21 protein-coding genes, 1 rRNA gene, 1 pseudogene and 1 riboswitch are annotated in these 23723 nt (G+C 69.1%); of the genes and pseudogenes, 8 read left to right on the top strand and 15 right to left on the bottom strand.

The window, feature by feature from the left end:
• Positions 1–58: 58 nt before the first annotated feature.
• Positions 59–1552: a glycoside hydrolase family 43 protein gene (locus tag ACWD3I_RS13530; RefSeq protein WP_365408639.1), complete on the bottom strand. Its 1494-nt coding sequence runs from the start codon at positions 1550–1552 to the stop codon at positions 59–61.
• A gap of 510 nt (positions 1553–2062) precedes the next feature.
• On the opposite strand from ACWD3I_RS13530, the gene ACWD3I_RS13525 reads away from it, so the two are divergent.
• Positions 2063–4021 carry an APC family permease gene (locus ACWD3I_RS13525; protein ID WP_365408594.1) on the top strand — a complete coding sequence of 653 codons (1959 nt, stop codon included), beginning with the start codon at positions 2063–2065 and terminating at the stop codon, positions 4019–4021.
• A gap of 172 nt (positions 4022–4193) precedes the next feature.
• On the top strand, positions 4194–4721 hold the full coding sequence (locus tag ACWD3I_RS13520) for a hypothetical protein (protein ID WP_365408591.1): 528 nt from the start codon (positions 4194–4196) through the stop codon (positions 4719–4721).
• On the opposite strand, the gene ACWD3I_RS13515 is transcribed toward ACWD3I_RS13520, so the two are convergent.
• Positions 4699–5295, bottom strand: a complete 597-nt coding sequence (locus tag ACWD3I_RS13515) for a DUF1707 SHOCT-like domain-containing protein (protein ID WP_365408588.1) — start codon at positions 5293–5295, stop codon at positions 4699–4701. The two genes, ACWD3I_RS13520 and ACWD3I_RS13515, sit on opposite strands and share 23 nt — an antisense overlap.
• 104 nt (positions 5296–5399) lie before the next feature.
• Here ACWD3I_RS13515 and ACWD3I_RS13510 point away from each other — a divergent pair, with 104 nt between their 5' ends.
• Positions 5400–5795 carry a TOBE domain-containing protein gene (locus tag ACWD3I_RS13510; protein ID WP_365408585.1) on the top strand — a complete coding sequence of 132 codons (396 nt, stop codon included), beginning with the start codon at positions 5400–5402 and terminating at the stop codon, positions 5793–5795.
• Between the two features lie 62 nt (positions 5796–5857).
• Here ACWD3I_RS13510 and ACWD3I_RS13505 read toward each other — a convergent pair.
• Positions 5858–6140, bottom strand: a pseudogene (locus ACWD3I_RS13505) (hypothetical protein); the annotation flags it as partial.
• Between the two features lie 221 nt (positions 6141–6361).
• Between ACWD3I_RS13505 and modA the strand changes: the two are divergent.
• The 4 genes from modA (at position 6362) to ACWD3I_RS13485 (ending at position 9664) form a co-directional block, all read left to right on the top strand.
• Positions 6362–7189, top strand: a complete 828-nt coding sequence (modA, locus tag ACWD3I_RS13500) for a molybdate ABC transporter substrate-binding protein (protein WP_365408582.1) — start codon at positions 6362–6364, stop codon at positions 7187–7189.
• Complete coding sequence (locus tag ACWD3I_RS13495; RefSeq protein WP_365408579.1) at positions 7186–8040, top strand: ABC transporter permease; 855 nt, start codon at positions 7186–7188, stop codon at positions 8038–8040. The genes modA and ACWD3I_RS13495 overlap by 4 nt, the downstream gene beginning before the upstream one ends.
• A 113-nt stretch (positions 8041–8153) precedes the next feature.
• Complete coding sequence (locus ACWD3I_RS13490; RefSeq protein ID WP_365408576.1) at positions 8154–9218, top strand: ABC transporter ATP-binding protein; 1065 nt, start codon at positions 8154–8156, stop codon at positions 9216–9218.
• Positions 9219–9244: 26 nt separating this feature from the next.
• The gene (locus ACWD3I_RS13485) at positions 9245–9664 is read left to right on the top strand and encodes a TOBE domain-containing protein (protein WP_365408573.1); all 420 of its coding nucleotides are present in this window, start codon (positions 9245–9247) and stop codon (positions 9662–9664) included.
• 85 nt (positions 9665–9749) lie between these two features.
• On the opposite strand, the gene gcvP is transcribed toward ACWD3I_RS13485, so the two are convergent.
• Positions 9750–12635 (bottom strand): aminomethyl-transferring glycine dehydrogenase, encoded by a 2886-nt coding sequence (gene gcvP / locus ACWD3I_RS13480; protein ID WP_365408570.1) that lies wholly within the window; start codon positions 12633–12635, stop codon positions 9750–9752.
• Between the two features lie 174 nt (positions 12636–12809).
• Positions 12810–12906, bottom strand: a riboswitch (glycine riboswitch).
• Between the two features lie 120 nt (positions 12907–13026).
• On the opposite strand from gcvP, the gene ACWD3I_RS13475 reads away from it, so the two are divergent.
• Positions 13027–13404 carry a PRC-barrel domain-containing protein gene (locus tag ACWD3I_RS13475; protein ID WP_365408567.1) on the top strand — a complete coding sequence of 126 codons (378 nt, stop codon included), beginning with the start codon at positions 13027–13029 and terminating at the stop codon, positions 13402–13404.
• An 81-nt stretch (positions 13405–13485) separates the two neighbouring features.
• Here the strand turns inward: ACWD3I_RS13475 and ACWD3I_RS13470 are convergent, their stop codons facing one another.
• The 11 genes from ACWD3I_RS13470 to rrf all read right to left on the bottom strand — a co-directional run.
• A complete protein-coding gene (locus ACWD3I_RS13470; RefSeq protein ID WP_451084087.1) occupies positions 13486–14874 on the bottom strand; it encodes a DNA polymerase IV in 1389 nt (462 codons plus the stop codon).
• Between the two features lie 57 nt (positions 14875–14931).
• Positions 14932–15579 (bottom strand): MerR family transcriptional regulator, encoded by a 648-nt coding sequence (locus ACWD3I_RS13465; RefSeq protein WP_095046464.1) that lies wholly within the window; start codon positions 15577–15579, stop codon positions 14932–14934.
• A 251-nt stretch (positions 15580–15830) separates the two neighbouring features.
• Complete coding sequence (locus ACWD3I_RS13460; RefSeq protein WP_004002801.1) at positions 15831–16304, bottom strand: bifunctional nuclease family protein; 474 nt, start codon at positions 16302–16304, stop codon at positions 15831–15833.
• A 76-nt stretch (positions 16305–16380) separates the two neighbouring features.
• Complete coding sequence (gene ftsR, locus ACWD3I_RS13455) at positions 16381–17118, bottom strand: transcriptional regulator FtsR (protein WP_365408563.1); 738 nt, start codon at positions 17116–17118, stop codon at positions 16381–16383.
• Between the two features lie 44 nt (positions 17119–17162).
• On the bottom strand, positions 17163–18056 hold the full coding sequence (locus ACWD3I_RS13450; protein ID WP_095046465.1) for an FHA domain-containing protein: 894 nt from the start codon (positions 18054–18056) through the stop codon (positions 17163–17165).
• 61 nt (positions 18057–18117) lie between these two features.
• The gene (locus ACWD3I_RS13445) at positions 18118–18951 is read right to left on the bottom strand and encodes a DUF881 domain-containing protein (RefSeq protein ID WP_365408560.1); all 834 of its coding nucleotides are present in this window, start codon (positions 18949–18951) and stop codon (positions 18118–18120) included.
• A 5-nt stretch (positions 18952–18956) separates the two neighbouring features.
• The gene (locus ACWD3I_RS13440) at positions 18957–19289 is read right to left on the bottom strand and encodes a small basic family protein (protein WP_003988855.1); all 333 of its coding nucleotides are present in this window, start codon (positions 19287–19289) and stop codon (positions 18957–18959) included.
• The gene (locus ACWD3I_RS13435; protein WP_365408555.1) at positions 19286–20131 is read right to left on the bottom strand and encodes a DUF881 domain-containing protein; all 846 of its coding nucleotides are present in this window, start codon (positions 20129–20131) and stop codon (positions 19286–19288) included. The genes ACWD3I_RS13440 and ACWD3I_RS13435 overlap by 4 nt, the downstream gene beginning before the upstream one ends.
• Positions 20132–20298: 167 nt before the next feature.
• Positions 20299–22794, bottom strand: a complete 2496-nt coding sequence (locus ACWD3I_RS13430) for a mannose-1-phosphate guanyltransferase (protein WP_365408553.1) — start codon at positions 22792–22794, stop codon at positions 20299–20301.
• A gap of 116 nt (positions 22795–22910) precedes the next feature.
• The gene (locus ACWD3I_RS13425) at positions 22911–23519 is read right to left on the bottom strand and encodes a CDP-alcohol phosphatidyltransferase family protein (RefSeq protein ID WP_327715811.1); all 609 of its coding nucleotides are present in this window, start codon (positions 23517–23519) and stop codon (positions 22911–22913) included.
• A gap of 109 nt (positions 23520–23628) precedes the next feature.
• Positions 23629–23723: ribosomal RNA gene (gene rrf, locus ACWD3I_RS13420) — 5S ribosomal RNA — on the bottom strand; the annotation flags it as partial.

Below are 23723 nucleotides of genomic sequence, written 5' to 3'. Positions count from 1 at the left end.
TGTCCGGGCCGGTTGGCACCGATCGGCCCGGACCGAGAGTTTCCGACGCTTTCCGGAACTACGCCTGCCGCTCGGGCACATACTCGAACCAGTCGAAGGCCGCGCTGCCCTCGGTGACGTACATTCCGACCACCCGCCCCGTGAAGCCACCGGCGACCTGCGTGGACAGATAACGGCCGTCGAGCTCGGCGAGCCGTACGCCGTCGATGCCGAGCGCCACCGCGTCGGGGCCTCCCGCGCGAACTCCCGGCTCCTCCTGCCCAGTCGGGGACACCGGCGAGTCCGTACGGACCTCCACGGTGAGCGTGACCGGCCCCGACTCCACCGTCCGCCGCACGAGGCACTGCCGCACCGGGCCGATCCGGGCGAACACGGCCGCCTCTCCCCCGGCGACCTCGATGTCGTAGTGATGCGCCTCGTCGAGGCGGACGGAGAGGCCCGCGCGCCCCGCCCCGGGGTCCAGCCGGGCCGCGAACCGACAGTCGTGGTGCTGCTGGCGGCGCCCTACGAAGGTGTGCCCGGGCCGGTCCAGGCTGGTCCCCGTCGCCCGCAGGGTCAGCCATCCCGGCCGCTCCCCCAGCGACCACGAGCCGTCCGGCCTGCGGCGTGGGGAGATCCAGTGCGGGGCCAGGTCGGCGGCGTCGAAGTCGTCCCGTGCGGGCGACGGTTCGACGGCGTGCCAGGCCGCCGGCGCCGGGTGTCGCTCCAGCACCGGCTCCGCCCTGGGCCAGCCGTCGACCCACTGCACCGGAGTCAGGAACGTCTCGCGGCCCAGCACATGGAAGGACGGGAAGTACCCGCGCGGACGGGTACCGAGGAGCACCATCCACCAGGTGCCGTCAGCCGCCTCCACCAGGTCCGCGTGGCCGGTGCACTGGATGGGCAGACCGGTGCTGCGATGGGTCAGGATCGGATTGGCCGGGGCAGGTTCATAGGGCCCGCGCGGCGACCGCGCCCGGGCGATCGAGACGCTGTGCCCATGGGCCGTACCGCCCTCGGCGACCAGGAGGTACCACCACTCACCGATGCGGTAGAGGTGCGGCGCCTCAGGATCCTGCATGCCCGACCCGGACCACACCGGAAGCGGACCCTCCAGCACCTTGCCGGTGCCCGGGTCGATACGCGCGACCGCACAGCCGGCGACGGCGACCCAGCAGGAACCGTCCTCGTCCCAGGCCAGGTCGGGGTCGATCCCGGCCAGGTCGAGCCATACGGGATCGGACCACGGCCCCTCGGGACGCTCGCTGGTGACGATGAAGTTGCCACGCGCCCCGACATTGGTGGTGATCAGGTGGAAGCGGCCGTCGTGATGACGCAGTGTGGGGGCGTAGATACCGGCCGAGGCAGGCAGGTCGTCGGGCAGCTCCAACTGCCCGGGCCGGTCGAGGACGTTGCCGATCTGCCGCCAATGCACCAGGTCACGGCTGTGGAAGAGCGGCACCCCCGGGAAGTACTCGAAGCTGGAACAGACGAGGTAGTAGTCCTCCCCCACCCGGCACACACTCGGGTCCGGATGGAACCCGCCGATCACAGGATTGCCGTACGTCCGCATGTGCGTCAGTCCCTTCGAGCGTCGCACGAGGGCGAAACTTTCGGATGATCTGGCGAACGTTACGGAGTCGCACTGTAGGTGGCCAGGGGGCCGGCGACAAGACACCGGGGCCACAGACCCACGTACCGGCTGCTCCTTCACGTACGGCGGTCGCTCAGGATTCTGTCCGCGGATCCGTCGCTGCGAAGTCGCCGACGTCGACGCGACGTTGGCGGCCGACGCCGCTGCCGTCCCGCCAAGAATCGCTCCGCGCGCAGACGTACGACATGACGCTGGGTGTCCGCTGCCGCCGCCCCGCCTCCTCGCTCCCCACCACGACGCGATCCACCCCGAACCCGCCCCTACGCTCCTCTCTTGCCGTGCCGCGGACATCCGAAAAGCCAGTCTTAACGGAAGCTTGACGCCCTCAGCCCCCTCATCCGTGGGCCCTGACGTCACTCTCCGCTTACGCTGATGCGGCCGTCCCGGTGATGGCCGGAACCACACGCTGAGCCGCACACAGGAGCCCCGATGGCCACCACCGAACACGCGCCACCCAGTCGGCTGCGCGCATGGATGCTGGAAGGCCTGTCCGACATGGGCAAGGGCGACCACGGCCGGCCGGCCCAGCCGGCCGAGTCCAAGCCGGAGCCGGAGGGCCGGCCGTGGTGGCGGGTCATGTGTCTCACGGGCGTCGACTACTTCTCGACCCTCGGCTACCAGCCCGGCATCGCGGCGCTCGCGGCCGGTCTGCTCTCCCCGATCGCGACCATCGTCCTGGTGATCGTGACCCTGGCGGGCGCACTGCCCGTGTACCGCCGCGTGGCCGAGGAGAGTCCCCACGGCCAGGGCTCGATCGCGATGCTGGAGCGCCTGCTCACCTTCTGGAAGGGCAAACTCTTCGTCCTGACCCTGCTCGGCTTCGCCGCCACCGACTTTCTGATCACCATCACCCTGTCGGCCGCCGACGCCTCGACCCACCTCGTCGAGAACCCGCACCTGAACAGCGCCCTGCACGACAAGCAGCTCCTGATCACCCTCATCCTGGTCGCCCTGCTCGGCGCGGTGTTCCTCAAGGGCTTCCTGGAGGCGATCGGCGTCGCGGTCGTCCTGGTGGGCATCTACCTCGCGCTGAACGTCGTCGTCGTGATCGTCGGCTTCTGGCACGTCATCACCGCCGACCACGTGGTCACCGACTGGTCGACCGCCCTGACCAACGAGCACGGCAACATCTTCGTGATGATCGGCGTGGCCCTGATCGTCTTCCCCAAGCTCGCCCTCGGCCTCTCCGGCTTCGAGACCGGCGTCGCCGTCATGCCGCACGTCAAGGGTGAGCCCGGCGATACCGATCAGAACCCCGCCGGCCGGATCCGCGACACGAAGAAGCTGCTCACCACCGCCGCCGTGATCATGAGCTGCTTCCTGATCGCCACCAGCTTCATCACCACCCTCCTGATCCCGGAGAAGGAGTTCGAGTCCGGCGGCCAGGCCAACGGCCGCGCCCTCGCCTTCCTCGCCCACGAGTACCTGGGCGGCGCCTTCGGCACGGTCTACGACGTCTCGACGATCGCCATCCTGTGGTTCGCCGGCGCCTCCGCGATGGCCGGCCTGCTGAACCTGATGCCGCGTTACCTGCCCCGCTACGGCATGGCCCCGCACTGGGCCAGAGCCGTCCGCCCGATGGTCATCGTCTTCACCCTGATCGCGTTCCTGGTCACCTGGATCTTCGACGCCGACGTGGACGCCCAGGGCGGCGCGTACGCCACCGGCGTACTGGTCCTGATCAGCTCCGCCGCGATCGCGGTGACCATCGCCGCCCGCAAGGCCGGCCAGCGCAACTGGACCATCGGCTTCGCCGTCATCTCGGCGGTGTTCCTCTACACAACGGTCGTCAACGTCATCGAGCGCCCGGACGGCGTGAAGATCGGCGCCTGCTTCATCGCCGGCATCATCCTGGTCTCCCTGCTCTCCCGCCTGGCCCGAGCCTTCGAGCTCCGCGTGACGAGCGTGACGCTCGACCCCATGGCGGAACGTTTCATCAGGGACATCGCCAGCCGCAAGATCCGCTTCATCGCCAACGAGCCCGACCAGCGCGACAAAGCCGAGTACCGCGACAAGATCGAGCAGATCCGCGAGGACAACGACATCCCCGGCCAGGAGGACTTCGTCTTCGTGGAGGTCACGGTCCTGGACCCCTCCGAATTCGAGGCGGGCCTGACGGTGCGCGGTGAGGTCCTCCACAACCGCTACCGCATCCTGACCCTGGAATCCTCCTCCATCCCCAACGCCCTGGCCGCGCTGCTGCTCCACGTACGCGACACCACGGGCTGCACCCCGCACATCTACTTCGAGTGGACCGAGGGCAGCCCCTTCGCCAACTTCCTCCGCTTCTTCCTCTTCGGCCAGGGCGAGGTGGCCCCGGTCACCCGAGAGGTCCTCCGCGAGGCAGAGCCGGACAGAGCCCGCCGCCCACGGGTGCACACGGGCTGACGGACGAACAGGCCGCACGCGCATCCGACCCGCCGACGGCGCCAAGCCCCCACAGGGCTCACCCGCGCCCGCAAACACACCGCCATAGAAATCGCGTCAATCTTCAACGGAACGACGTCAGAGCGCCGTCAGTGGCAGCACACCCACCCCCGTCTCGCCCTACCGTCGACTCATGCGACCGAGCGGACGGAGCAACCCCCCGCCCCCGGCCGACGACCGCCACTGGCGCGGCGCCGTCCGGCTGGCGACAGGCCTCGCCCTCACCTTCGGCGCCCTGACCCTGTTCGTCGACTGGGACATGGGCACCCTGAACCTCACCCGCGCCCTGCTCTGGCTCACCCTGTCCGCCACGGTCTTCGCGGTCCTCTTCCCCCAACGCATCACCGCGGGACCGGGCTGGCTGGAAGTACAGGGCCTCACAGGCCACCACCGGGTCCACACGGACGCCCTGGTATCAGTACAGCTCTACGGCCAGATCTCCGCGCACCTGATCCTCCGCGACACCCACGGCAACCGCCTGGAATGCGACCCCCGCGTCCTGATCACCAATCCCTTCCTCTGGCACGAACTGGACACAGGCGTACGCCACTCGCTCGAACACGGCACCCTGCGCCAGAGCACGGACGCTCTACGCCACCTCGGCCAGGAGATCGAGGACGAGACCGCCCTGTCGGTACTCAGGGCGTCCGGGATCTCCTGAGGAACCCCCGCCGCCCCCGGGCCACGACCTTGCCGTACCTCAGCCGCCCGCCGACCTCCACCCGCAGCACGACAGGTGTGCCTGAGTCACCGGCAGGACGCGTTCTCACCTGGGAGTACTCGACGACCAGCGAGTCGGTCTCCACCACGACGCCGGGCCGCGTCACCAGCCGCAGCGTCCCACCCCGCATGTCGAGGTCGACGTAGAGCGTGTCGTACGTGATCACCGCGTCGGTGAAGTCGAGCGTCACGTCACCCCAGGAGGACTCGACCTCCAGCCGCCGGGGTACCGCCCACCCGTCGCCGCGCACCGCCGACCCGCCCTGCTGCTCGATCCGGACGACGTTCTTGACCTCGCCGGCCGCGTCCGCCGGAAGGTCCGCCGTCAGCCCGGCCAGCTCCCCCAGGGTGCGGGCGGACAGGGCCGCCTCCAGGCGCTCGTCGAGTTCCTCAGCGGTCAGCCGGCCGTCCCCCGCCGCGATACGCAGTATGTCCACGACCCGGTCCCGGTCCGCATGCGAGGCCCTCAGCTCGACCGGTGCGTCCCCGCCACCCCGCGCCAACTCACCCGACATGCCCTCACTCCGATCCCAGGTACCGAACTAAAGCTATATCGCGTTACACCCAACGCTCAACCCCGCACCCCCCGTTCCCCGTTGATGCCCCTATCGTGATCCGCATGCAGTCGTACACGATCGGCCAGGCGGCCCGACTCCTGGGCGTGAGCCCCGACACCGCGCGCCGCTGGGCGGACGCGGGCCGGATGGCGACCCACCGCGACGAGGGCGGGCGCCGGCTCATCGACGGCCAGGACCTGGCCGCGTTCTCCGTCGAGCTGGCCAGGGGCGACACCGGCGACGAGGCGCCGTCGTACACCTCGGTCCGCAACGCCTTCCCCGGCATCGTCACCGCGATCAAGCTCGGCGACGTCGCCGCCCAGGTCGAGATCCAGGCCGGCCCGCACCGCCTGGTCTCCCTGCTGACCCGCGAGGCCGTCGAGGAACTGGGCCTGGAGGTCGGCATGGAGGCCACGGCCCGCGTGAAGTCGACAAACGTACACATCGACCGCACCTGAGAGACCCCCGGGGCCCTCGGACCCGAGCCGCTCAGACCCGGGCCGGTCAAGCCCCGGTCCCGTCAGGCCCAGCCCCCGTACCCACCGTCCACCCGCATCCCGGTGACCCCCGCTGACACAGCGCGCCCTCACCGGTCCTGCGGCAGCACGAGCTGAGCTCCGGCCCGGTCGAGCGGAGCCTCGTCGATGCTCACCGCCAGCAGCACGGGCGCGTGGGCGCAGTCCGGGTCGATCACGACCCAGGACGACAGCGCGCGATGCCCGTACGCCGGTCACCCCGATGAGGAAGCGCGACCGGTCCTTGCGACGCCCTGGGTCGAACCCGGGCTCGGCGTCGGAGAGCACTGGTCGCGCAACGAGACACCGCCCCCCAGCAGGACCGTACCCGCACGGCAGTCCCGTACAAACGCACATGCGCACCCCATCCCGCCATGGGGCCGGATCATGCGATGCAACAGGAGACTAATGCCTTGCATATGCGGCAGTATCATCGCCGCAGGGTCTTCGACAGGCCGCTGCCGGGCCCCAGCGGCCCATGCCCGAAGAACGTGAAGGAGTAGACCGTGATGACCCGTTCCGCTCGCCGGACCCGTCGTACCCGCCGGACCCTGCGACTGGCCGGTGCCGGAGCCGCCGCGTTGCTGGCCCTGACCGCGTGCTCCTCCTCCGACTCCGACTCCGCGGGCTCCGACACCTCGGCCTCCACGTCGGCGAAGCTGTCCGGCACGGTGAACGTCTTCGCCGCGGCCTCCCTGAAGGAGAGCTTCACGACCCTGGGCAAGGAGTTCGAGAAGGCGCATCCCGGCACCAAGGTCACCTTCAACTTCGGCGGCAGCGACACCCTGGCCGCCAGCATCACGAGCGGCGCCGGCGCCGACGTGTTCGCCGCGGCCAGCCCCAAGACGATGAAGATCGTCACGGACGCGGGTGACGCCACGGGGGCGCCCGCCACCTTCGTCCGCAACCAGCTGGAGATCGCCACCCTGCCGGGCAACCCGGACAAGATCTCCTCCCTCAAGGACCTCACCAAGTCCGGCCTCAAGGTGGTGCTGTGCGACGAGGAGGTCCCCTGTGGCGCCGCCGCCCAGAAGGCCCTCGACGCCGGCGGCCTCAAGCTCACTCCGGTCTCCTACGAGCAGGACGTCAAGAGCGCTCTGACGAAGGTGGAGCTCAAGGAGGCCGACGCCGCTGTGGTCTACAAGACCGATGTGAAGGCCGCGGGTGGCAAGGTGGAGGGCGTGGACTTCCCCGAGTCGGCCGACGCCATCAACGACTACCCGATCGCCCTGCTCAAGGACGCCCCCAACTCCGCCGCGGCGAGGGCGTTCATCGAGCTGGTCCAGTCCGCCGAGGGCCAGAAGGTCCTGACCGCGGCCGGGTTCCTCAAGCCATGACATCCCTGGACAGGACCGTCGTCGCGGACACCCTCAAGGGCGGTCCGCGGCGCCGCCGCGCCCGGCAGCCGTTCAAGGGCGTACCGCTTCCCCTGCTCCTCCCGGCCCTGCTGGGCCTGGCGTTCCTGATCCTCCCCCTGGTCGCCCTGTTGGTCCGGGCCCCCTGGAGCACCCTCCCGGAACAGCTGACCAGCGCCGAGGTATGGCAGGCGCTACGTCTGTCCCTGGTGTGCGCCACGGCCGCGACCGCCCTCAGTCTCCTGATCGGCGTCCCCCTGGCCTGGCTCCTGGCCCGCACCGAGTTCCCCGGCCGCGGCCTGGTCCGCGCCCTGGTGACCCTTCCCCTGGTCCTCCCTCCGGTGGTGGGCGGCGTGGCCCTCCTGATGGCCCTGGGCCGCAACGGCATCGTGGGCCGCTGGCTGGACTCCTGGTTCGGCGTCACGCTCCCCTTCACCACGGCAGGCGTCATCGTCGCGGAGACCTTCGTGGCGATGCCGTTCCTGGTCATCAGCGTGGAGGGCACCCTGCGCGCGGCCGACCCCCGCTACGAGGAGGCGGCCACCACCCTGGGCGCCTCCCGCTTCACGGCCTTCCGCCGCGTGACCCTCCCCCTGATCGCCCCGGGTATCGCCGCCGGCGCCGTCCTCGCCTGGGCCCGAGCCCTGGGCGAGTTCGGCGCCACGATCACCTTCGCCGGCAACTTCCCCGGCCGCACCCAGACCATGCCCCTCGCGGTCTACCTGGCCCTCCAGAGCGACCCGGCAGCGGCGATCGCCCTGAGCCTGGTGCTCCTGGCGGTGTCGATCGCGGTACTGGCGGGCTTGCGGGACCGCTGGATGACGGCGTCATGACCAACACTCGTCCCGCCGCCGATGGCGCTCAGCCCTCACAGGGGCCACCCGCACCCGACAACGAAAGCGGCACGGGTGGTGCGGGTGAGAAAACAGATCCGGTCGAAGGCCGGATGCCCACAACACCCCCGCGCCCGACCAACGGCCTCCACGCCCACCTGGTCGTCGCCCACCCCGCCTTCCACCTCGACATCACCCTCACGGCTGCCCCCGGCGAGGTGGTAGCCCTCCTCGGCCCCAACGGCGCGGGCAAGACCACCGCCCTGCGCGCCCTCGCCGGCCTCACTCCTCTCACCGCCGGCCACCTCTGCCTCGACGGCACCGACCTGGACCGCACACCCCCCGAATCCCGCCCCGTCGGCGTCGTGTTCCAGGACTACCTCCTCTTCCCGCACCTCACAGCCCTGGACAACGTCGCGTTCGGCCCCCGCTGCCAGGGCGCGACAAAGGCGGAGGCCCGCCAGCAGGCAACGGAGTGGCTGACCCGCATGGGGCTCATCGACCACGCCACAGCCAAACCCCGCAGACTCTCCGGCGGCCAGGCCCAACGCGTCGCCCTGGCCCGCGCCCTGGCCACGCACCCGCGCCTGCTCCTCCTCGACGAACCCCTCGCCGCCCTGGACGCCCGCACCCGCCTGGAGGTCCGCTCCCAACTCCGCCGCCACCTGGCCGACTTCGAGGCCGTCGCCGTCCTGGTCACCCACGACCCCCTGGACGCGATGGTCCTGGCCGACCGCCTGGTCGTGATCGAGCACGGCCGGGTCGTCCAGCAGGGCACCCCGTCCGACATCGCCCGCCACCCCCGTACGGACTACATCGCCCGGCTCGTAGGCCTGAACCTCTACAAGGGCCGGTCAGAAGGCCACACGGTCCACCTGGAGGCCGGCCCCGACATCACCACCACCGAGGACCTCACGGGAGAGGCCTTCGTCGCGTTCCCGCCGTCCGCCGTGACCCTCTACCGCGACCGCCCCACCGGTTCCAGCGCCCGTAACCTCTGGCACTGCGAGGTGGCCGGCCTGGAGACCCACGGCGACCAGATCCGCGCCGACCTCACCGGCGAACTCCCCCTCGCCGCGGACCTCACCACGGTCGCCGCGGCCGAACTCGACCTGCACCCGGGTGCGGAGGTCTGGGCCACGGTGAAGGCGACGCAAACGCACGCATACCCGGCGTAAGCCATACACAGCTCTAAGTTGATGCCATGACTCTGAGCATCCGCAACCAACTCCCCGGCACCGTCACCGAGGTCACCCCCGGCGACGTGATGGCCACGGTCAAGGTCCGGCTCTCCGGCGGCCAGAACCTCACCGCCGCGATCACCAGGGAAGCGGCCGAGGACCTGGCCCTCACGGCGGGCTCCGCCGTACGCGCCCTCGTGAAGTCGACGGAGATCTCCCTGGCCACGGGCCCCGTCGAGGGCCTCTCGATCCGCAACCGGCTCCCCGGCACGGTCACCGGCATCACCACGGGCCCCGCCATGGCAGCCGTCAAGGTGACCGTCGACGGCACCGAACTGACCGCCGCCATCACCAAGGACGCCGCCGAGGACCTGGCCCTCGCCGCCGGCACCCCCGTCGTAGCTCTGATCAAGTCGACCGAGGTCTCCCTCGCGACCGAGTGAGCCAGGCGAACACAGCGACCACGGCGGACACGGCGGACACAAAAGATGGGCCCCGCCGAAAGCGGGGCCCATCCCAACAACCGGCTCAGTCCTCGTAGGCGTCCAGCGGCGGGCAGGAGCACACCAGATTCCGGTCACCGAAGGCCTGGTCGATCCGGCGCACCGGCGGCCAGTACTTGTCCGCGACCGACACCCCGGCCGGGAACACGGCCTCTTCGCGCGTGTACGCGTGCTCCCACTCCCCGCCGAGCGCCCGGGCGGTGTGCGGCGCGTTCCGCAGCGGGTTGTCCTCCGCGGGCCACTCGCCGGCGCCGACCTTCTCGATCTCCCCGCGGATCGCGATCATCGCGTCGCAGAACCGGTCGAGCTCGATCAGATCCTCGGACTCGGTCGGCTCGATCATCAGCGTCCCCGCCACCGGGAACGACATCGTCGGCGCGTGGAACCCGTAGTCGATGAGCCGCTTGGCGACGTCGTCGACGCTCACTCCGGTCGCCTTGGTCAGCGGCCGCAGATCGATGATGCACTCGTGCGCGACCAGCCCTCCAGGGCCGGTGTAGAGCACGGGGTAGTGCGGTTCGAGCCGCTTGGCGATGTAGTTGGCACCGAGGACGGCCACCTGCGTGGCGCGCTTGAGCCCTTCACCGCCCATGAGCCGGACGTACGTCCACGAGATCGGCAGGATCCCCGCGGACCCCCACGGCGCGGCCGAGATCGGCCCGACACCCGTCTCCGGCCCGGCGGCGGGCTGCAGCGGGTGGTTGGGCAGATACGGCGCCAGATGCGCACGCACACCGACCGGCCCGACACCCGGACCGCCACCGCCGTGCGGGATGCAGAAGGTCTTGTGCAGGTTGAGGTGCGAGACGTCCCCGCCGAAGTGGCCCGGCTTGGCAAGCCCCACCAGGGCGTTGAGGTTGGCACCGTCGACGTAGACCTGCCCGCCGGCCTCGTGCACCTGCGCACAGATGTCGGCGACATGCTCCTCGAACACACCGTGCGTCGACGGGTACGTGATCATCAGCACCGACAGCTCGTCGCGGTACTGCTCGATCTTCGCCCGCAGATCCTCGACGTCGATCTCGCCGTCCTCGGCGGTCTTCACGACGACGACCTTCATCCCGGCCATGACCGCGCTGGCGGCGTTGGTCCCATGGGCGGAGGACGGGATCAGACACACGGTCCGCTGCTCGTCCCCATTGGCCCGGTGGTACCCGCGTACGGCGAGCAGCCCGGCCAGCTCGCCCTGCGACCCGGCGTTGGGCTGCAGCGACACCTTGTCGTATCCGGTGACCTCGGCGAGCCGCTCCTCCAGCTCACGGATGAGCGTGAGATAGCCCTGCGCCTGCTCGGCGGGCGCGAAGGGGTGCAGCTGCCCGAACTCGGGCCAGGTGACCGGCTCCATCTCGGTGGTCGCGTTGAGCTTCATGGTGCAGGAGCCCAGCGGGATCATGCCGCGGTCGAGCGCGTAGTCCCGGTCGGCGAGCCTGCGCAGGTAGCGCAGCATCGCCGTCTCGGAGCGGTACTGGTGGAAGACCGGGTGCGCGAGGAACTCGTCGCTCCGCAGCAGCCCGGCCGGCACGGCGTCCTCGGTGGCGGCGTCGAGCGCCTCGACGTCACCCTCGACCCCGAACGCCGACCATACGGCGCTCAGCTGGGCCCGCGTGGTCGTCTCGTCGCAGGAGGCGGAGACCCGGTCGGCGTCCACGAGATGCAGGTTGACGCCGTTCTTGCGCGCGGCGGCGACGACCTCGGCGGCCCTGCCCGGCACCCGGGCGGTCACCGTGTCGAAGTAGGCGCCGTGCACGACCTCGACACCACCGGCGGTGAGCCCCGCGGCGAGGATGCCGGCGTAGCGGTGGGTCCGCCGCGCGATGCCCTTCAGCCCCTCGGGCCCGTGGTAGACGGCGTACATCCCGGCCATCACGGCGAGCAGCACCTGCGCGGTACAGATGTTGCTGGTCGCCTTCTCCCGGCGGATGTGCTGCTCACGGGTCTGCAGGGCCAGCCGGTACGCCTTGTGCCCGTCGGCGTCCACGGACACACCCACGAGCCGCCCGGGCAGGCTGCGCGCGAACTTCTCGCGCACCGCCATGTAGCCGGCGTGCGGCCCGCCGAAGCCCATCGGCACACCGAAGCGCTGTGTGGTTCCGACCGCGATGTCGGCCCCGAGCTCACCGGGCGACTTCAGCAGCGTCAGCGCGAGCAGATCCGCGGCGACGGTGACCAGCGCTCCGAGCTCGTGCGCCTGCTCGATCAGCGGCTTTATGTCCCGCACGACACCGGAGGCGCCGGGGTACTGGACGAGCACGCCGTTGATCTCACGACCGGCGACGTCGGCCGGAATGCCGTCGCCGAGGTCGGCGACCACGACCTCCACGCCGGCCGGCTCGGCACGGGTCTCGATCACGGCGATGGTCTGCGGAAGCGCGTCCGCGTCGACCAGGAACAGCCCCTTCTTGTTCTTGCCCATGCGCCGGGACAGCGACATGGCCTCGGCGGCCGCCGTGCCCTCGTCGAGCAGCGAGGCACCGGAGGTGGGGAGTCCGGTCAGTTCGGCGACCATGGTCTGGAAGTTGAGCAGAGCCTCGAGCCGTCCCTGGGAGATCTCGGGCTGGTACGGCGTGTAGGCGGTGTACCAGGCAGGGTTCTCCATGACGTTGCGCAGGATGACGGGCGGCGTGAAGGTCCCGTAGTACCCGAGTCCGATCATGGAGCCGAGAACCTGGTTCCGATCGGCGAGCGAGCGAAGCTCGGCAAGCACCTCTGCCTCGGTGCGAGCACCGGGCAGGTCGAGGTCATCGGCGTTCTTGATCACATCCGGCACCGCGGCGGCGGTGAGCTCGTCCAGCGAGCCATAGCCGACCTGCGCGAGCATCTTGGCCCGCGCCTCCTGGTCGGGCCCGATGTGGCGCTGCTCGAAGGGGATCCCCTGCTCGAGCTCTGTGAGCGGAGTGCGGTGGGCGGTCATTACGGAGGCCTCCTGGTCTGACACGACCTGCGAGGGGCACCACGGCACGGGTACCCGGACGGCCTCCCCCTCTGTCATCTCAACCTGAGAGCTTCACCGGGGCGCCCGAGGGCTCCCGGCTTTCACCGTCGGTGAGAGCGGAAGCCGTACTCCCGCCCTGCTTTCCAGAGTGGCCTCGTCCATGCGGTACGTGTGCCTGAGAGATTCCGGGGAGGATTTGCTCCTTCGGCGCCTCCGAACAGTGTCCGGAGGACTCTCCCGCACAGGGTCAGCAGCCGCTTGTCAGCCTAGCAGCGAGGCAGACGCGGATCCCTCGAGTGGCCGCCTCCCCCAATGTGCTCTTTCGTAGTGCTTACGGATGAGTTGCGAGTCGCGACCTAGTGGAGGGCCCGTGCAGACCGATATCGATCCTCGGAACCTGATCGGCCGCAAGGCCTTCGACCGCAACGGCACCAAGATCGGCACGATCGACGAGGTCTACCTCGACGACGCGACCGGCGTACCGGAATGGGCGGCCATACGCACCGGCCTCTTCAGCAGGGACGCATTCGTCCCCCTGGAACCCAGCGAACTCCTCGAGGGCGCCCTCCGAGTCCCCTTCGAACGAGCCCTGATCAAGGACGCCCCGGACTTCGGCGTAGGCCGCCACTTGTCCCCCGACCAGGAACTCCAGCTCTACCACCACTACGGCCTGGACGTGGCCCCACCGCCCCCCTTCCCGGACCACGACTTCGGCAAGCTGGCAGGCACGGAGGACGCGGAAGCCTGACGGAGCAGACACACAGACCTGCGGCCGCCGACGACGGTGCTCAGCCCCCACAGGGGCCACCCGCGCCCGACAACGAAACCGTCACGGGTGGTGCGGACGGGAATCCGAATCCGGCCGAAGACCGGACACCCCACACACCACCGGCACCAACGGCAACGGCTCAGCCACCGCCAACGCAGGATCCTCCACCGAAAACGTCCGCACCCGCCCCGGCGCGGAATCCGGCGTCTCGAACCTCACGGTCACCCTCCCCAGCCCACTCCCCTGCACCCACCCATGCCCGAACTCGTCATGCCGCACATCGTGCCCCGAGACCCACCGCCGCTCGACGGGAACCACCGGCGACTCCTCAGCCACCTCGACCCGCTGCTCCTCCTCCGCAAGCTCGGCACGCTCCCCCGCAGCCTGAGCGAACAGATCCTCCTGCGTGTAGTCGGCAAGCCCGCTCACCCCGACCCCCAGCAGCCGCACCCCACCCGTCGTGTCCACGGAGTCCAACAACCGCGCCGCGGCCTCCCGCACCACCGCCACGTCATCGGTCGGCCCCCGCAACGTCTCGGACCGGGTCAACGTGGAGAAGTCGTACCGCCGCACCTTCAGCACAATGGTCCGCCCCGACAGCCCGGCCCCCCGCAACCTCCGCACACACCGATCCGCCAGCCGCTGCACCTCCAGCCCGACCCGCATCCGGTCATGGATGTCCACGTCATACGTGTCCTCGACCGACACGGACTTGGTCTCCCGCTCGGCCACCACGGGCCGCTCGTCGTACGCCATCGCCATCGCGTACAGCCCGTGCCCATGGGCCTTCCCCAGCAGCCGTACGAGCTCGTCCTCCCCCGCCTCCGCGATCTCCTCGACCGTGTGGATCCCGGCCCGCCGCAGATGGTCACCCGTCGCCGGCCCCACCCCTGGCAGGATCCGCACCGACTTGGGCCCCAGCAGCGCCCGCTCGGTCCCCGGCTCGATCAGCACCAGCCCGTCCGGCTTGGCCTGCTCGGAGGCGATCTTCGCGAGCATCTTGGACGCCGCGAGCCCCACCGACCCCGTGAGCCCCGTGCCGGCCCGTATGTCGGCGCGCAGCTTCACCCCGGCCAGCCGCGCCGACTCCTCGTCCCAGGCCGCTCCCCCGGCCTCCAGATCCACGAACGCCTCGTCGAGGCTGAGCGGCTCCACAAGCGGCGACAGCGCCCGCAGCAGCCCCATCACCTGCTCACTGATCGACCGGTAGAACCCGAAGCGCGGCACAAGGTACGCGGCGTTCGGCACGAGCCGCCGTGCCTGGGCCATGGGCATCGCGGAGTGCACACCGAACACCCGGGCCTCGTACGACGCCGTGGCCACCACCCCACGCGGCCCGAGCCCGCCCACCACGACGGCCTTCCCTCGCAGGCTCGGCTTGGACGCCTGCTCCGCCGAGGCGAAGAAGGCATCCATGTCGAGATGCAGGATCGTGGGCGCGGTTCTCACATCTCCGATGCTGCCCTACGCCACTGACAATGCCCCGCCGCGAGCGTGGAGCGGCCCTCAGACCGCCCGGTTGCGCCGCCGCGCCAGCTCGTCCGCCGGGTTGTGTCCTACGAGGGTCTCCCCGGTGTCGATCCGCTCCCCGTGCAGCTGCGACAGCGCGCTCTCGACATCCCGCCACACGACGCCCACGGCAATGCCGAAGATCCCCTGACCGCCCTGGAGCAGCGCGTGGACCTCGTCCGGCGAGGTGCACTCGTAGACCGTGGCACCGTCGCTCATGAGCGTCATCCGCTCCAGGTCCCGGAACCCGCGCTCACGCAGGTGCAGCACGGCGGTGCGGATGTTCTGGAGCGACACCCCGGTGTCGAGGAACCGTTTGACGATCTTCAGGACGACGACGTCCCGGAAGCTGTACAGGCGCTGCGTCCCCGACCCGTGGGCGGGCCGCACGCTCGGCTCCACGAGCCCGGTGCGCGCCCAGTAGTCCAGTTGGCGGTAAGTGATGCCGGCGGCCGCACAGGCCGTCGGACCGCGGTAGCCGATCTCCTCGGACGCCATGGACGTCGCCCCTCCGCCGCTGCTCGGCACGACCGCCGGTCGCTGCGGAGCGTGATCGGCCGCGCTGCTGTGAAGCGGGTACGGGCCGCTCGCCCCCAGACTGCGTCCGGGAGCACCCCCAGCCGTACCGTCGCCGCTGCTTCTCACGCCGACCTCCGTCCTTGACCTGCCTTCTCGACGGTAGGCAGTCACCCGGGGTGCGTCAACGATCGCCACACTCGGCACGCCGAGTGATAATCACCCTAGGAGTGGTTTGCCGTACCCCACCGCGGGGAAAGGCTAGCCGAATGCGCTCGGGACGGGCCGCAGGACGCTCTCACTCGCCGCTGGCAAATGCCAGCATTTCAGTGGTCACCGGACACGGCCGCCCCGTCTTGGACCGCGAGTCCGGCCATGCCTCACTGGCTGCTGGTACCGAAGTCCTCGGGCGAGATCTGGTCGAGGAACTCGCGGAACTTCTCCACCTCGTCCTCCTGCTCGTCCGGGATGGCGATGCCCGCGTCGTCGAGCACACCGTCGCTGCCGTAGATCGGCGTCCCGGTACGCAGCGCCAGCGCTATGGCATCGGAGGGTCGGGCACTCACCTCGACTCCGCTGGCGAAGACCAGCTCCGCGTAGAAGACGCCCTCACGCAGATCCGTGATGCGTACTTCGGTGAGCTCCTGACCGACGGCTTCCAGCACGTCCTTGAACAGGTCGTGGGTCAGCGGTCGCGCGGGGGCCATGCCCTGCTGGGCGAAAGCGATCGCCGTCGCCTCCCCCGGCCCGATCCAGATCGGGAGGTAGCGGTCGCCTCCCACTTCACGCAGGAGCACGATCGGTTGGTTGGAGGGCATTTCGACCCGGACACCTACGACATCGAGCTCGTTCACACAGCAACCCTAGGCCGTGCCCGGGACGTTTGGGTAGTCGGGCAGGAAACGGGGGACGGATCCGGCGTACGAGGCCTCAGGGCAGCCGCACACCGAGGGCGGTCTGCACCAGCGCCGCATGCAGCTTCACCGTGAGCCCCGCCAGTTCCTTCGCACGGGCTTCCGCGTGCGCCCGCGTCTGCGGATTGCGGTGCCGCCTCAACGGGGCCACCACCTGGTCCACCAGGCCGGCCTCCCGGTCGGCTGCGGCCTTCATCACCCGCAGATGCCTCGGCTCGATCCCGAACCGCCCCAGCTCGACGACGAGCGCCGCCACGGTGACCGTCTCGGCGTCGTACGCCCCGTCCGGCAGCGCGGCGATCAGCCCGTACGACTCCCACTCCTCGAGCTCCCGCTCGCCGATCTCGGCAGCGACGAGCAGCTCGGCCCGCCCGATCCGTACGGCGGTGGGTGCCTCGAAGGGGTCGGGCAGCGCCTCACCGTCGCGCTGACGCCCCACGACGGGCAGTGCGACGGCCTCGCCCCGCCCCATCGCGTCCAGGTGCTCGCGGATCACCTTGAGCGGCAGATAGTGATCCCGCTGCATCCTCAGCACGTGTCCGAGGCGCTCGACGTCCTCCGGGCTGAACTTGCGATACCCCGAGGGGGTCCGCTGCGGCTCGATGAGCCCCTCCGACTCCAGGAAGCGGATCTTGGAGATGGTGACTTCGGGGAACTCGTCACGCAGCGCGTTCAGCACCGTGCCGATGCTCATCAGCCCACTGTCCGCGGCGGCGGCACCGTCCCGGGCACCGCCGCTCGGTGTTTGAAGCATGGACCTTCCCTGGGGGTGTCCCCCGGACGAAGCCCGGGGGCGGGTCAGTAGCCCCGCTGGCTCGCGTAGAAGACCAGCCGGTACTTGCCGATCTGCACCTCGTCGCCGTTGTGCAGCGGCACCGAGTCGATCCGCTCACGGTTCACGTACGTGCCGTTGAGACTGCCGACATCGGCGACGGTGAACGAGCCGTCCGGCTGGCGACGGAACTCCACATGCCGGCGAGACACCGTCACGTCGTCCAGGAAGATGTCGCTCTGCGGATGACGTCCGGCCGTGGTCAGCTCGCCGTCCAGCAGGAAGCGGCTGCCCGAGTTCGGCCCGCGGCGCACCACCAGGAGAGCGGAGCCCAGCGGCAGCGCGTCCACGGCCGCCTGTGCCTCCGGAGAGAGCATGGGCATCTGCGTCTGACCGGTGACCTCGGCGTCGTATGCCTCGAGACCGGAGATGGAGATCGTGGAGGTCGTCTCCGACGGGCGCTCGGGCGTACCCCTCAGCGGCGCACCACAGTTGGAGCAGAAGCGGCTGTTCTCCGCGTTGCGGTTACCGCACCTCGTACACACCAGGGCCGACATGGAAAACTCTCCACCCGTACTCGAGGTTGACGGTTGCCCGAAACCTATGCCGCCGGACTGCGCAGGGTCAACAGACGGCGCGCCCTGACCTCCGGGAACGTCGCCGCCCAGCTGGTCCCGGAACAGCGGGCGCTGGCCCTCCGCGTCTGGCTGTGCGCGATGACGAGCGGTCGCGTTCGCATTGTCGCTACCCTCTCGCGCGCTCTTGCCGAACAACTTCGCAAACAACTTCACGGGCGATTCCCCTTGACCGAAACAGACCCGCCCGTGGGGCAGGACGAACCCTGATTGCATACACCGGCCGACCCGGACATCCTCACAACGTCCGTATCCACCTGACAGTTTCCACCACGCACCACCCAATCGGTGCGCCGACCCCCCGCAACCTCATGCCCTGGCCGGACGCCCCCCATGCACCCGCGGTTCACTGGGAGGACGACCGAGCGTAGTCAGGCTGCTTCGCCGCTCGCAAGGCGTCCACGACGATCTTGGTCGACCGCTCGACGGTAACGGTGGCCTGCTCCTTCTCAAGAGTCTGCACCACGCCTCCAGGAATGTTGAGCGCCGGTTCGAGATCCTGCGGCTTGCCGATGACCTTGAAACGATAGGGAGCGTTGATCTTGTTCCCGTCGACACTCACGCTCTTGCCCGAGTCGGTCAGATAGGTGCCCGCGACCACCCGTACGCCGTTCACCTGGATCGCCTCGGCACCGGCCGCACGCAGCTCCTGGATCGCGTCGAGCAGCATGTCCGCCTCGACCGTCCCCTTCGTGTCGTCGATGGTCATCGTGATACCGGGCCCCTGCGCGGCCACCGTGCCCGCCAGGATCCCGAGCTGCCTCTCCTTCTCCAGCGTCTGCTTGCGAGCCTCCTCGGCCTGGTCCGAACTGTTCTCCAGCTCGTCACGCTGCTTCTCGAGGCCCGCCTTCTCGTCTTCAAGACGCTGAGTACGGTCATCCAGTTCATCGAGGATGCGAACAAGATCTTCCTGACGCGCACCACGCAGAGCGCTGTCCCCGTCGCTGTTCGACGCCACCTGTACAGCCAGGCCGAAGCCGAGGCCGAACAGCAGCACGGCGACGATGAGTTGGGCCCGGGTCAGCCGCGGCGGCCACAGGCCCTGCGCCAGCCGCTGGCGGCCGGTGAGCCCGGGTTCCTGCTTCTCGGCCGGTTCGGCGGCCTCGGTGTCCGCCGAGGGCACCTCCTCGGGCAGCTCCTTGCGCAGCCTGTTCTCCGACGTCTCGTCCTGGTTGCTCATCGGCCTCACGCCCGGAACACGTGTCGGCGGATGGCCGCGGCGTTGGAGAAGATGCGGATACCGAGAACGACCACGACACCCGTGGACAGCTGGGCTCCCACGCCCAACTTGTCACCCAGGAACACGATCAGCGCGGCAACGACCACGTTGGACAGGAACGACACCACGAAGACCTTGTCGTCGAAGATGCCGTCGAGCATGGCCCGCAGTCCGCCGAAGACGGCATCGAGCGCCGCCACGACGGCGATCGGCAGATAAGGCTCGACGACCGCCGGAACCTCGGGCCGGACCAACAGGCCGGCCACGACTCCCACGACGAGGCCCAGTACGGCGATCACGATGTGCCCTTCTCGCTTTTCTCGATGTTCGGCTGTGCTGTACGTACGATCACACTCGGCGCCGCGGGCAGCCGGAGGTCGCCCTCCGTGGAGATGCTCGTCCGGATGCCGTAGTTCTCCTGCAGGGCGTGCAGATACAGCCCGTCGGCGCTGTTCTGGAACTTGGTGCTCAGCCGCTGCCCGTCCCCCACCGCGAGCACCGTGTACGGCGGTACCAGCGGCCTGTTGTCGACCAGTATCGCGTCACCCGCGGCCCTGATCGCCGACAGCGCCGTCAGCCGCTGCCCGTTGATGGAGACGGCCTCGGCGCCCGACTCCCACAGTCCGTTGACCACGCGCTGCATGTCCCGGTCCCGCACCCGTCCGGTGTCGGAGAACCCGGAGGTCTCGCGCGGGTCGCCGTCGCCGCCGGTGGTGGCTTCCTTGGCGTCGTTCACGACCAGTTTCACTCCGGGGCCGTGCACCGCGGTGGCCCCCGACAGAATGCCCACCAGGTCCGCCTGGCCGCTGCCGCCGCTTTCCCTGAGCGCCTCGCGCTGGCGCGCGCTCACGTCGTCGCGCAACTCGTCGACGCTGTCCTCGAGCTTGTCCGCCGCGTCCGTCTCACGGTCGATGCGGTCGATGAGCTCCTCGCGCTCCTTGGCCACGACGGGCGCCGCCACCCGCGCCTGCGCCGCCCCGACGGTCACGACAAGCGCGGCGAGTACCAGCCCGCCGGCCAGCCCGAGCTTCGCCCGGAGCGTCTTCGGCATACCACTGTCGCCCGCGGCCTTCTTCCGCGCGGCCGCCTCGGCGTACCCGTCATCGAGGCTGTGGTCCATGACGTTGGTGAGCAGCGACATGGACGCGTCCGGGCGTGAGGGGCGCGTAGGGGCGCTCCGAACGGGGGGCTGCTGCGGCATGCCGCACATCGTCGCACGTCGCGACCACTACCTCCGAATGGCCCCACCGACGTGCCGGACAGGCCCCCTTGGGGACACCTGTCCGGCACGCACGCGTGCTGCGTCTTTCAGCGGCCGGCGCTGTCCACGACCGCCGCCCACTCGTCGAGCAGCGCCTGCGCGGACGCGTCGTCCGGCCCTTCAGCCCACAAATGGGTGACGGCTTCGGCGGGGTCGGGCAACACCATCACCCATCGCCCGTCGGTCTCCACGACCCGCACACCATCAGTCGTGTCGACAAAGCGATCCCCGGCGGCCTCCACGACCCGCCGCATCACCAGACCCTTGACCGCCCACGGAGTCGCCAGATCCCGCTTGAGCACGTGCGCCCGCGGAATCCGCGCATCGATCTGGCTGAGGGTCAACTGCGTCCGCGCCACCAGCCCGATGAGCCGTACGAACGCCGCCGTACCGTCAAACACACTGCTGAACTCCGGCACGATGAAGGCACCCTTGCCGTCACCGCCGAAAATGGTCGAGTCGTCCCGCCCGACCCGTGTCAGGTCGTCGGGCGACGTGGTCGTCCACTCCACCTGCGTGCCGTGGTAGGCCGCCACCTGCTCGGCGATCCTCGTGGTGGTCACCGGCAACGCCACGCGTCCACTACGACGCTCCGCCGCCACGAGATCCAGCATGACGAGCAGTGCCCGATCGTCCTCGACGATCCGCCCCTTCTCGTCGACCAATGACAGCCGCTCACCCACCGGGTCGAAACGCACACCGAACGCGGCCCGCGACGACGCCACGATCTCACCGAGCCGCACCAGCCCCGACCGCCGCACATCCGCGGTCTCCGTCGGCCGCGACTCGTCCAGCCCGGGATTGACGGTCAGCGAGTCCACACCGAGCTTCCCGAGCAGACTGGGCAGCACCAGCCCGGCACTGCCGTTCGACGCATCGACGACGACCTTCAGACCGGACTCGGCGATCCCCGTCGTATCGACGTTCCGCAGCAGCGATCCGGTGTACGAGTCGAAGACACTGGCCGGGAAGTGCAGATCCCCGATCTCGCCGGGGAACGCACGTCGGTACTCCTGCCGCGCGAACACCCGGTCCAGCTTCCGCTGACTGCCCTGCGACAGGTCGGCACCGCGCCCGTCGAAGAACATGATGTCGACGGAGTCCGGCACCCCAGGCGTGGTCCGGATCATGATCCCGCCCGCACTGCCCCGCGCGGTCTGCTGCCGGGCAACAGGCAGCGGTACGTTCTCCAGGTCCCGTACGTCGATGGCGCTGGCCTGCAGCGCGGAGATGACCGCCCGCTTCAGCGCACGCGCACCACGGGAGTGGTCGCGGGCCGTGGTGACGGTGGAACCCTTCTTCAACGTCGTCGCATAGGCGCCGGCGAGGCGTACGGCGAGTTCGGGCGTGATCTCCACATTCAGGATGCCGGACACCCCACGGGCGCCGAAGAGATGCGCCTGGCCCCTGGACTCCCAGATGACCGAGGTGTTGACGAAGGCGCCGGCCTCGATGGTCTTGAACGGGTAGACCTTGACATTGCCCTGCACGATCGATTCTTCACCGATGAGGCACTCGTCGCCGATGACGGCGCCGTCCTCGATCCGGGCCGCGCGCATGACGTCTGTGTTCTTACCGACGACACAGCCCCGCAGATTGCTCTGCTGCCCGACATACACGTTGTCGTGCACAACCGCCTTGTGCAGGAAGGCCCCACTCTTCACGACCACGTTGGAGCCCACGACGGTGTGTTCGCGAATTTCGGCGCCCGCCTCGACCTTGGCGTAGTCCCCGATGTAGAGGGGACCACGGAGAACGGCGTCCGGATGCACCTCGGCACCCTCGGCCACCCACACCCCGGGCGAGAGCTCAAAGCCGTCGATCTCGACGTCGACCTTGCCCTCCAGGACATCGGCCTGCGCCTTCACATAGCTCTCGTGGGTGCCCACGTCCTCCCAGTACCCCTCGGCCACGAAGCCGTAGATCGGCTTGCCTTCCTTCATCAACTGCGGGAAGACATCGCCGGACCAGTCGACGGGCACGTCGGCTTCGACATAATCGAAGACTTCGGGCTCCATCACATAGATACCGGTGTTCACCGTGTCGGAGAAAACCTGGCCCCAGGTCGGCTTCTCGAGGAAACGCTCGACCTTTCCTTCCTCATCGACGATGGTGATGCCGAATTCCAGAGGATTGGGTACGCGCGTCAGGCAGACAGTGACCAGCGCGCCCTTCTCCTTGTGAAAATTGATCAGCTCGGTGAGGTCGAAGTCGGTCAGGGCATCGCCGGAAATAACAAGGAAAGCATCGTCCTTCAACGCCTCTTCGGCGTTCTTGACGCTTCCGGCGGTACCGAGTGGCTTCTCCTCATTGGCATACGAGAGCTCCATTCCGAGCTCTTCGCCGTCACCGAAGTAGTTCTTGACCAGAGAGGCCAGGAACTGGACGGTTACGACGGTCTCGTTGAGACCATGCCTTTTGAGCAGCCGTAGCACGTGCTCCATGATCGGCCGGTTCACCACCGGCAGGAGCGGCTTGGGCATGCTTGAGGTCATGGGGCGAAGGCGTGTGCCTTCGCCTCCGGCCATCACGACGGCCTTCATGTCGGAAGCGTCCTCCTCTAAGAGACGACGGTCTAGCCGACTTCACCCGCACTGATTGTCCCGCACTTTCTCGCCACGGGCCATCGAGCCGCTGTCGGCCGCGCCTATCGACGAGTTCAATCGGCCATGGTGTCCGCACGGACGAGGCGGCGGACTTGTACCACGTAGAGGACTCCTGCCCACCAGTACAGCGTTGTACCCCATCCGGCGAACGCCCATCCGAAAATAGCAGCGAGTGACGGGAGCCAACCACTTCCGTCACTGAGCAGCAGGAGCGGGAAGGCGTACATCAGGTTGAACGTGGCGGCCTTGCCAAGGAAGTTCACCTGCGGAGGCGGATAGCCATGGCGCCTGAGGATACCCACCATCACCAGCAGGACCAGCTCACGCGCCAGAAGTGCAGCGGTCAACCAGATTGGCAGAATCTCGCGCCAGGTGAGCCCGACCAAAGTCGAGAGAATGTAGAGCCGGTCTGCCGCGGGATCCAAGAGCCGGCCCAGGCTGCTGATCTGGTTCCAACGCCGCGCGAGCTTGCCGTCCAGGTAGTCGCTGACCCCGCTGAAGGCGAGCACCAGAAGCGCCCAGCCGTCACTTTGGGGGCCTCCGAACTCGGGCCTGAGAATCAGCCACAGGAAGACAGGCACGCCAACGAGGCGCGCCATGCTGAGGATGTTGGGGATGGTGAGGACTCGTTCCGTCTGGACGCGAGTCTCCTGGACCTCCACCCGGGGGCCTCCTGTGGGAAATGTGCCAACGATGCCCCCTGACCCTACCTCAACGCAAAAAAGCTCTGGCTCTTGGGCGGTATGCCCAAGAGCCAGAGCTATAAAAGGAGTTCGGCGGTGTCCTACTCTCCCACAGGGTCCCCCCTGCAGTACCATCGGCGCTGTAAGGCTTAGCTTCCGGGTTCGGAATGTAACCGGGCGTTT

Source organism: Streptomyces sp. NPDC002817, from assembly GCF_053592055.1.
The sequence above is the reverse complement of the archived record's forward strand: the minus strand, read 5'-3'. Positions and strand labels throughout refer to the sequence as shown.

Coding starts and splice junctions, on each gene's coding strand:
- ACWD3I_RS13530 (WP_365408639.1), bottom strand. CDS start 1,552: ATGCGGACGTACGGCAATCCTGTGATCGGCGGGTTCCATCCGGACCCG.
- ACWD3I_RS13525 (WP_365408594.1), top strand. CDS start 2,063: ATGGCCACCACCGAACACGCGCCACCCAGTCGGCTGCGCGCATGGATG.
- ACWD3I_RS13520 (WP_365408591.1), top strand. CDS start 4,194: ATGCGACCGAGCGGACGGAGCAACCCCCCGCCCCCGGCCGACGACCGC.
- ACWD3I_RS13515 (WP_365408588.1), bottom strand. CDS start 5,295: ATGTCGGGTGAGTTGGCGCGGGGTGGCGGGGACGCACCGGTCGAGCTG.
- ACWD3I_RS13510 (WP_365408585.1), top strand. CDS start 5,400: ATGCAGTCGTACACGATCGGCCAGGCGGCCCGACTCCTGGGCGTGAGC.
- modA (WP_365408582.1), top strand. CDS start 6,362: ATGACCCGTTCCGCTCGCCGGACCCGTCGTACCCGCCGGACCCTGCGA.
- ACWD3I_RS13495 (WP_365408579.1), top strand. CDS start 7,186: ATGACATCCCTGGACAGGACCGTCGTCGCGGACACCCTCAAGGGCGGT.
- ACWD3I_RS13490 (WP_365408576.1), top strand. CDS start 8,154: ATGCCCACAACACCCCCGCGCCCGACCAACGGCCTCCACGCCCACCTG.
- ACWD3I_RS13485 (WP_365408573.1), top strand. CDS start 9,245: ATGACTCTGAGCATCCGCAACCAACTCCCCGGCACCGTCACCGAGGTC.
- gcvP (WP_365408570.1), bottom strand. CDS start 12,635: ATGACCGCCCACCGCACTCCGCTCACAGAGCTCGAGCAGGGGATCCCC.
- ftsR (WP_365408563.1), bottom strand. CDS start 17,118: ATGCTTCAAACACCGAGCGGCGGTGCCCGGGACGGTGCCGCCGCCGCG.
- ACWD3I_RS13445 (WP_365408560.1), bottom strand. CDS start 18,951: ATGAGCAACCAGGACGAGACGTCGGAGAACAGGCTGCGCAAGGAGCTG.
- ACWD3I_RS13435 (WP_365408555.1), bottom strand. CDS start 20,131: ATGTCGCTGCTCACCAACGTCATGGACCACAGCCTCGATGACGGGTAC.
- ACWD3I_RS13430 (WP_365408553.1), bottom strand. CDS start 22,794: ATGAAGGCCGTCGTGATGGCCGGAGGCGAAGGCACACGCCTTCGCCCC.